Below are 7887 nucleotides of genomic sequence, written 5' to 3'. Positions count from 1 at the left end.
GCGCCGCCGCGGTGCGCGCCGCCTACGACGACGCCGCGGGGCGCTGAGGGCGGCGCCCCGCCGGCGGCCCGCTCAGGGGCGCTCCGGGACCAGCAGCCGCCCGCGCCGATCGCCTGCGCGGCAGTCGGTCCCGCGCAGCAGGGCGAGCCGGACGGCACCGCGCACCCGCATCCCCTCGTAGGGGCTCACGGGGTGGCGGTGGTGCAGGTCGGCGGCCCGCAGCACGTCCTCGGCGCCCGGGTCGAACACGACGAGGTCGGCGTCGGCACCCGGCGCGATGCGGCCCTTGCGGGGCAGGCCGGCGAGGTCGGCGGTGCGCCGGGCCATCAGGTCGGCGACGAGGTCGAGGCCCACGCCGCGTTCGTGCGCGGCGGTCCACACCACCCGCAGCCCCACCTCCAGGGACGAGATGCCGCCCCAGGCGGTGCCGAGGTCGCCGGTGTCGAGGTGCTTGAGCTGCGGGGTGGACGGCGAGTGGTCGGACACGACGACGTCGAGGGTGCCGTCGAGCAGCCCCTCCCACAGCGCGTCGGCGTCGGCGCGCCCGCGCACCGGCGGGCAGCACTTGAACTGCGGCGCGCCGTCGGGCACGTCCTCGGCGGCCAGCGCGAGGTAGTGCGGGCAGGTCTCGGCGGTGACGGGCACCCCGGCCGCCTTCGCCTGCCGCAGCACCGCGACGCCGGCGGCGCTGGAGACGTGCACCACGTGCGCCCGGCACCCGGTGGCCGCGGCGGCCTCGACGACGGTGCGCACGGCCGCGGCCTCGGCGGCCGGGGGGCGGGAGGCCACGAACGCCGGGTAGCTGCGCCCCTGCGGGCCAGGAGCGGCGGCCAGCACCGCGGGGTCCTCGGCGTGGACGAGGACGACGCTGCCGGTGCCGGCCAGCTGCGCCATCCCGCGGCGCAGGCCGGCGGCGTCCACGGGCGGGAACTCCGGCACGCCGGAGTCCTGCAGGAACGCCTTGACCCCGAACGCGCCGGCCTCGTGCAGGGCGCGCACGGACCCGGCGTTGGCGGGCACCAGCCCACCCCAGAACCCCACGTCGACCGCGAGCCCGGCGGCGGTCGCGGCGGCGCGCTTCGCCTGCAGCGCAGCGGGGTCGAGGGTGGGCGGCAGGCTGTTCAGCGGCATGTCGAGGATGGTCGTCACCCCGCCGTGCGCGGCGGCGCGGGTGGCCGTGGCGAAACCCTCCCACTCGGTGCGGCCGGGTTCGTTGACGTGGACGTGGGTGTCGACGAGGCCCGGCAGCAGCACCTCGCCCCGGGCGAGCTCCAGGGTCCGCTCCCCCCGCACCGCGCGGTCGAGGGGCAGCACCTCGCGCACGACGCCGGCCACCACGGTGACCGTCGCGGGGCGCAGCCCTCCCCCGACGAGGGCGCCGGCGGCGTGCACGACGAGGTCGGGCGGCTCCCCGCCCGGGGACCACCCCTCCCCGGCACCCGTCGCCGCCGAAGACGTCCCGCGTCCACCCACCGCCGCTCCTCCCGATCGCACCGCCCGACGAGCGCCCCGCGCCCGCGCACCGCGTGCACGGTGCGCGGGGCGGGCGCGAAACGCAGATTTCACACCGGGTGGCGCCGAATCGCTTCCCCGGTGCGGGGAAGCATGCCAGCCTGCGGGAACCACCCGGCACGGCGGACGGGACGGAGGGATCCGCGGCGAGCCGCCTCCCCGACGGCTCGTTCCGCGGTACCACGACCTTCCCCCGTCCCCGAGGAGCCGCACATGGCGAGCGCAGCAGGAACCACCGGCGAGACGGCCGGGGCGCTGGAGAGGTCGAAGCTCCAGCGGCACTTCGGCCGCCTGGACATCTTCTTCTTCCTCGTCTGCACCCTGGTCGGCATCGACGGCCTGGGGACCCTGGCCACGGTCGGCGGGCAGGGCTTCACGTGGACGCTGATCTGCGTGGCGCTGTTCGCGGTGCCGTCGGCGATGCTGCTGGCCGAGCTGGGCGCCGCGCTGCCGGACGAGGGCGGCCCCTACGTCTGGGTGCGCGCGGCCTTCGGCCACCTCGCCGGCGCGGTCAACAACTTCTTCTACTGGGTGACGAACCCGGTGTGGATGGGCGGCACGCTCGTCGGCACCGCGCTCGGCGGCCTGATCACCTTCTACAACGGCGGCGAGGAGTACTCCAGGGCCGCCTCGTACGTCTTCGCCGCGGTGTTCATCTGGGCGGGCGTGCTGTTCGCGGTGCTGTCGTTCCGGGTGGGCAAGTGGATCGCGACGATCGGCGCGATCGCCCGCTTCGTGCTGCTGGGGCTGTTCAGCGTCGTCGTGGTGCTCTACGGCGCCGAGCACGGCTTCCACGGCCCGAGCCTGGGCGAGTACGCCCCGACGTTCTCCGGGCTCGTGGCGCTGGTGCCGCTCATCCTGTTCAGCCTCGTCGGGTTCGAGCTGCCGAGCGCGGCGGGCGAGGAGATGGAGGACGCCGAGCGGGACGTGCCGGCGGGCATCGCCAAGTCGGTCGTCGCCACGGCGCTGCTCTACGGGCTACCGGTGCTGGGCATCCTGCTGGTGCTCCCCACCGACCAGGCGACCGGCCTGACGGGTTTCCCGGACGCCGTCAAGCAGGCGCTGACGGTGTTCGGCGGGACGGTGGAGACGTCGGCGGACGGCACCGTGGTCGCCACGCTGTCCGGGGCGGGGCTGTGGGCCGGCTACGTCATGGGCGCGCTGGTGGCGGTCGTCGCCTTCACCTCGGGCCTGACCTGGATCATGGGCTCGGACCGCACGCTGGCGGTGTCCTGCTACGACGGCGCGGGCCCGCGCGCCCTGGGCACGTTCTCCGCCCGCTTCGGCACGCCCGTGCGGGTGAACGTCCTGTCGGGCGTGATGTCCAGCGTCGTGTTCGTCGCGGTCACCGAGATCACCTCGGGCAGCATCGCCAAGTTCTTCGGGGTCGCGCTCGGCCTGGCGATCTCCACGACGCTGATCTCCTACCTCGGCATCTTCCCCGCGGCGTGGAAGCTGCGCCGCAGCCGGCCGGAGCTGCGGCGCCCCTACCGGGCGCCCGCCCTCGGCCTGCTCACGGTGGTCTCGACGGGGTGGATCCTGTTCTGCACGGTGCAGCTGCTCTTCCCCGGCCTGGGTGACGACTGGTTCGGCGAGGACTACCGGCCCGACGGCTGGGAGCACGCGGAGCGCTGGACGTACCTGCTCACCGAGTTCGTGCCGCTCGTGCTGTTCGTCGCGATCGCGGTGGCGTTCTGGGCGGTGGGCCGGCGCGAGGCCCGCGCCGCCGTCGCCGCACCCCGGCACGAGGAGGTCGAGCCGGTGCGCTGAGCGGCTTTCCACCCGTCCGGCCGGGGGCCGGGTCCGCGCGACACCCGCGCGGACCCGGCCCTTCGTCGTCCCCTTGCCAACGACACGTCAACGATATATCGTCGATCTGTCGGAAGGAGCTCCCGCGCCACAGGCGCCCGAGCAGCCGACCCGCGACCGCCGCACCGCCGGCGCCCGCCCGGGCCACCACGGAACCGGGCCACACACACCACGACAACGGCACACCACGACAACGCGCACCCGGAGGACGACGTGCCACGCTTTCCCCGCTTCGAGCACATCCACGACGAGTCCCACCACGAGTCCGGCCACGAGTCCGGCCACGAGTCCGGCCACCAGTCCGGCCACCACGGGTTCGCCCCCGGCGGGTTCGCCTGCGACGACGAGGCACCGGCCTGGGCCGGCCGGCGCCGTCACCGCGACCACTTCCGCTCCCGGGCGGCCGCCGGGCCCTTCGCCGGCCCCCGCCCCCCGGGCGGTCCCGACGGCGGGGGCGCACCGCGGTTCGGCCCCGAGGGGTTCGGGCCCTTCGGTGCCGGGGGCCCCGGGGGTCCGCGCGGGTTCGGGCCCTTCGGTGCCGGGGGCCCCGGGGGGTTCGGGCCGTCCGGCCCGGGCGGCCCCGGCGGCCGAGGCGGGCGCGGCGGCCCCTTCGGCCGCGGCCACGGCCGGCGGCGGGGGCGCGGCAACGTCCGCGCCGCCGTCCTCGCCCTGCTCCTGGAGGGCCCCCGCCACGGGTACGCGATCATGAACGACCTCGCCGAGCGCAGCGGCGGCACGTGGCGCCCCAGCCCGGGTTCCGTCTACCCCGTGCTGCAGCAGCTGGCCGACGAGGGCCTCGTGAGCAGCACCGAGCAGGAGGGCCGGCGCATCTTCTCCCTCACCGACGCCGGTCGCGCCCACGTCGAGGCCAGCCCCGAGGAGTTCACCGAGCCCTGGGCAACACCGGAGGCCGGCCCGCGCGAGCGGGTCCGCTCGCTGGCCGAGAGCGCCACCGCGCTCGGGGCGGCCACCCACGAGGTCGCGTCCTTCGGCACCGAGGCGCAGGTGGACGCCGCGCGCGCCGTGCTCGAGGAGGCGCGCCGCGCGGTGTACCGCATCCTCGCCGAGGAGCCCGGAACCCCCGAGTCCCCCGAGGCCTGAGCGTCGCGCCCCCCGGTCGCCGGGCCGCCCCCGGGCGGCTCGGCAGCTCAGCCGGGTCGCCCGCCGGGAGGTGGACCGGGCAGGTCCTTGCCGAGGTGGACCAGCACGACACCGCGGCCCACCTCCTCCCGGCGCTCCTCGGCGTAGCCGTGCCGGGCGTACAGGCGCAGGTTCCCCGCGCTGCGGGATCCGGTGAACAACACCGCGCGCGCCGCCGCGCCCGCCACGGCCCGCTCCAGCGCCGACAGCAGCGCACCGCCGATGCCCCGGCCGCGCCGGTCCGGCGCCACGACGAGCCGGCCCACGTGCAGCACCCCCGCCTCGACCCGGCCGCGCACCGAACCCACGACCCGCCCGCCCGCCACCGCCTTGAGCGCCGGGCCCGCGGCGAGGGCGGCGGACAGCTCCGCCACCGGCTCCACCATCGCCGGCAGCCCCGGGTCGCCGTAGCGGCGCGCCTCCTCGGCGAACGCCGCGCGCTGCAGCACGAGCAGCTCCCCGGCGTCCTCCGGGCCCGCCGGGGACAGCAGCGTGCCCGCGGGGCCCGGCGTCGCGAACCCGGACGCGAGGAGCTCCAGGTCGACGAAGGCGCCGACCATCGCCCGGTACGTCCGCTCGGCGACCTCCCGGCTGGCCGCCGCGGCGGCGGCCAGCTCCCGGGCGCGCCGCACCACCCGGACGGCGCGCTCCGGGTCGCACACCGCGGTGGCGCCCGCCGTGAGCCGCCCGGCGCGCCGCACCAGCCGCTCCCGCCGCGCCAGGAGCGCCACGAGGTCGCCGTCCAGCGCGTCGATCTCGGCGCGGACCCGCGCCAGCTCCCCGCCGGCGAGATCCCCCGCTTCCGGCTCGTCCCCCACGACGCCTCCCCGCACCCGTTCGCCGGGCACACCGTAGCCGGGACGTGACTGTGCCGTGACCGCGTCGTTCCCGTCCGGGCACCAGGGTGCTGGACGGGCCTCGGCGTCGACGGCCCGCACGCGGGCTGGGGGGCCCGCCGCACCAGGGGGGAACAGTGCCCAGCACCGCACGTCGCACCACCACGTCCACATCCGCCCCGGGGCGCGCGCGGCCGGCCCGCACCGCCACCGCGGCGCTCCTCGCCACCGCAGCGCTCGGCACGACGCGCACCGCCCCGGCCCCGGCGGCGCGGGCCGACGTCGGGGAGTTCCGCGCCGAGCCGAACTGCCAGACCAGCAGCCCGGAGTGGACGCTGAGCTTCGTCCAGGACGGCAGCGTCGTCCACGTCCGCGACGCGAACGCCCTGGAGGCCCGCCTGCCGGAGGGGACCGGGGAGCTGCGCTACAGCACCTACGGCACCCCGCCGTTCTCGCTGCTCGACGTCGACGGCACCGTGCTGGCCACCGCGCGGGCATCGGCACCGGCGCACCCGTGCGACGGCTGGCGCAGCCGCGCCGACTACGCCGCCAGCGGGTCCAACACCCCCGGCTGGCTGCAGTCCGCCGGGGAGCTGCCCGCCGAACCCACCGAGCGCACCGCCGAGGGCGTGGAGGTCTACCGCGGCACCCTGGGGAGCCTCTACGTGCGGCCCACCGGGAACCCGCCCACCGGTCACGTCGTCCGCGGCGCGATCCGCGACCGCTACCTCGCCCTCGGCGGGCACCGCGGGTTCCTGGGCCACCCCCGCAGCAGCGAGCGGGGAGCGCCCGCGTTCGACGGGTTCGCGACCTCCTTCAGCGGCGGGACCATCGCCTGGAGCCCCGACCTCGGCACCCACCTCGTCAGGGGCGCCATCCGCGAGCGCTACGAGTTCGGCGACCGCACCGACGCCCGCATCGGCGTCCCGGCCGGTGAGGAGTTCGGGCCGCTGCGCGAGGGCGGGTACGGCCAGCACTTCCGCCGGGGCAGCATCTACTGGACCCCGCGGACCGGGCCGGCCGTGGTGGAGGGCGCCATCCGCGACCTGTGGGCGCGCACCGGCTGGGAGCGCGGACCGCTGGGCTACCCCCTCGGCGACGAGATCGTCACCGGCCGGTACGGCGAGGGCAGGGCGCAGCGGTTCCAGGGCGGCACCGCCTACTGGTCGCCCAGCACCGGCGCGCACCGGGTGGCGGGGGCGATCGCCGCGCGGTACGAGGCGGTCGGCGGTCCCGGGGGGTTCCTCGGGTTCCCCACGACCGACGAGTTCGGCCCGCTGCGCGGCGGCGGCGCCGGTCAGCACTTCGCGTACGGCTCGGTGTACTGGAGCCCGGCCACCGACGCGCACGCCGTCGACACCCGCGTCGCCCTGGCGTGGGGGCAGGCCGGCTGGGAGGCGGGGTACCTGGGGTACCCGGTGGCCGACACCATGGGCCGCGACATCGCCGGCCCCGGCCGCATCCAGCACTTCCAGGGCGCCTCGCTGTACTTCGGCAAGCCGGACGTGATCCCCGTGCGCGGGGCGATCCTCGCGGCGTACCGGGCGTTCGGGGCGGAGCGCTCCGCGCTGGGCTGGCCCGGCGGGCCCGAGCAGCCCACGGCGGACGGGGCCGTGCAGTCCTTCAGCGGCGGCACCATCACGTGGAACCCGGTGCGCGGCACGACGGTCGCGGTCACCCAGCCGCTGCGGCGACCCACCGGCACGACCAACACGACCGGCACGACCGGCACGACCACCCGGGGGGGAACCCGATGAGCAGGACGCGCACGGCGCGCGCCACCACCACCGGCGCGCTGGCCGCCCTGGCGCTGGCCGTGGCGGCCGCGACACCCGCCGCGGCCGCGCCGGGTGTCGCCGTCTCCCCGGTCTGCTGGGGCGTGGGGAACATCGGCAGCGGCTGGCTCGTCACCGTCGAGCAGGACGGCACCGTCGCCGCCGTGCGGCTCAACGAGGCCAACACCGTGCCCGTCGCCACCAGCCCGGCGCCGGCCTCCGTCACGATCCGCTGGCAGCAGGCCCTCGGGGAGGACGTCGCCCTCCTCGACGCCGGCGGCCGCGTGCTGGCCTCGGTGCCGGCACCGGCGACCTACTACTGCGACCGGTGGGAGAGCCGCCAGGAGTTCGTCGAGCGCTCCGGCGCCCCCGGCACCCCCCTGGCCATCGGCGCGGTGCCGGCCACGCCCACGGAGCGCACGCCGCAGGGGGTGGAGGTGTACCGCGCGGACACCGGCGCCCTCTACCTCGACCCGCTGCCGGCCGTCGACGTGGGCCACGTCGTCAAGGGGGCGATCTACGACCGCTACCGCCGCGAGGGGGAGTTCCGCGGCCGGCTCGGGTACCCCACGACCAGCGAGCGGCAGGCGGCGACCTACGACGCCTACGTCACCGACTTCAACGGCGCCAGCATCTGGTGGACCCCCGCCCGCGGCACCCTGCTCGTGCAGGGCGTGCTGCGCACCGGCTACGAGCAGCGCGGCTCCGAGAGCGGCGAGCTGCGGCTGCCCGTGGGCGAGGAGTTCGGGCCGCTGCGCGCCGGTGGCCGCGGGCAGCACTTCGAGGGCGGGTCGCTGTACTCGGCGCCGACGTCG

6 protein-coding genes are annotated in these 7887 nt (G+C 77.1%); 4 read left to right on the top strand and 2 right to left on the bottom strand.

All coding sequences use genetic code 11. From position 1 onward, the window contains the following. Window positions 1–72: 72 nt before the first annotated feature. A complete protein-coding gene (gene allB, locus ABEB16_RS01605; protein WP_345710528.1) occupies window positions 73–1473 on the bottom strand; it encodes an allantoinase AllB in 1401 nt (466 codons plus the stop codon). 252 nt (window positions 1474–1725) lie between these two features. Between allB and ABEB16_RS01600 the strand changes: the two genes are divergently transcribed. Beyond that, window positions 1726–3282, top strand: a complete 1557-nt coding sequence (locus tag ABEB16_RS01600; RefSeq protein WP_345710527.1) for an APC family permease — start codon at window positions 1726–1728, stop codon at window positions 3280–3282. A gap of 252 nt (window positions 3283–3534) precedes the next feature. Further along, window positions 3535–4422: a PadR family transcriptional regulator gene (locus ABEB16_RS01595; RefSeq protein ID WP_345710526.1), complete on the top strand. Its 888-nt coding sequence runs from the start codon at window positions 3535–3537 to the stop codon at window positions 4420–4422. Window positions 4423–4469: 47 nt separating this feature from the next. Here ABEB16_RS01595 and ABEB16_RS01590 read toward each other — a convergent pair whose 3' ends face one another. Continuing rightward, on the bottom strand, window positions 4470–5279 hold the full coding sequence (locus ABEB16_RS01590) for a GNAT family N-acetyltransferase (protein WP_345710525.1): 810 nt from the start codon (window positions 5277–5279) through the stop codon (window positions 4470–4472). A 155-nt stretch (window positions 5280–5434) separates the two neighbouring features. Here ABEB16_RS01590 and ABEB16_RS01585 point away from each other — a divergent pair, with 155 nt between their 5' ends. Both ABEB16_RS01585 and ABEB16_RS01580 read left to right on the top strand, forming a co-directional pair. After that, a complete protein-coding gene (locus ABEB16_RS01585; RefSeq protein ID WP_345710524.1) occupies window positions 5435–7054 on the top strand; it encodes an LGFP repeat-containing protein in 1620 nt (539 codons plus the stop codon). Continuing rightward, window positions 7051–7887 (top strand): LGFP repeat-containing protein (locus tag ABEB16_RS01580; RefSeq protein WP_425560077.1); only part of this gene is annotated, 837 nt, incomplete at its 3' end. The genes ABEB16_RS01585 and ABEB16_RS01580, both read left to right, overlap by 4 nt.

Source organism: Kineococcus glutinatus, from assembly GCF_039542765.1.
GTDB classification, from domain to species: Bacteria; Actinomycetota; Actinomycetes; order Actinomycetales; family Kineococcaceae; genus Kineococcus_A; species Kineococcus_A glutinatus.
This window is presented reverse-complemented; position numbering and strand designations above follow the sequence as displayed.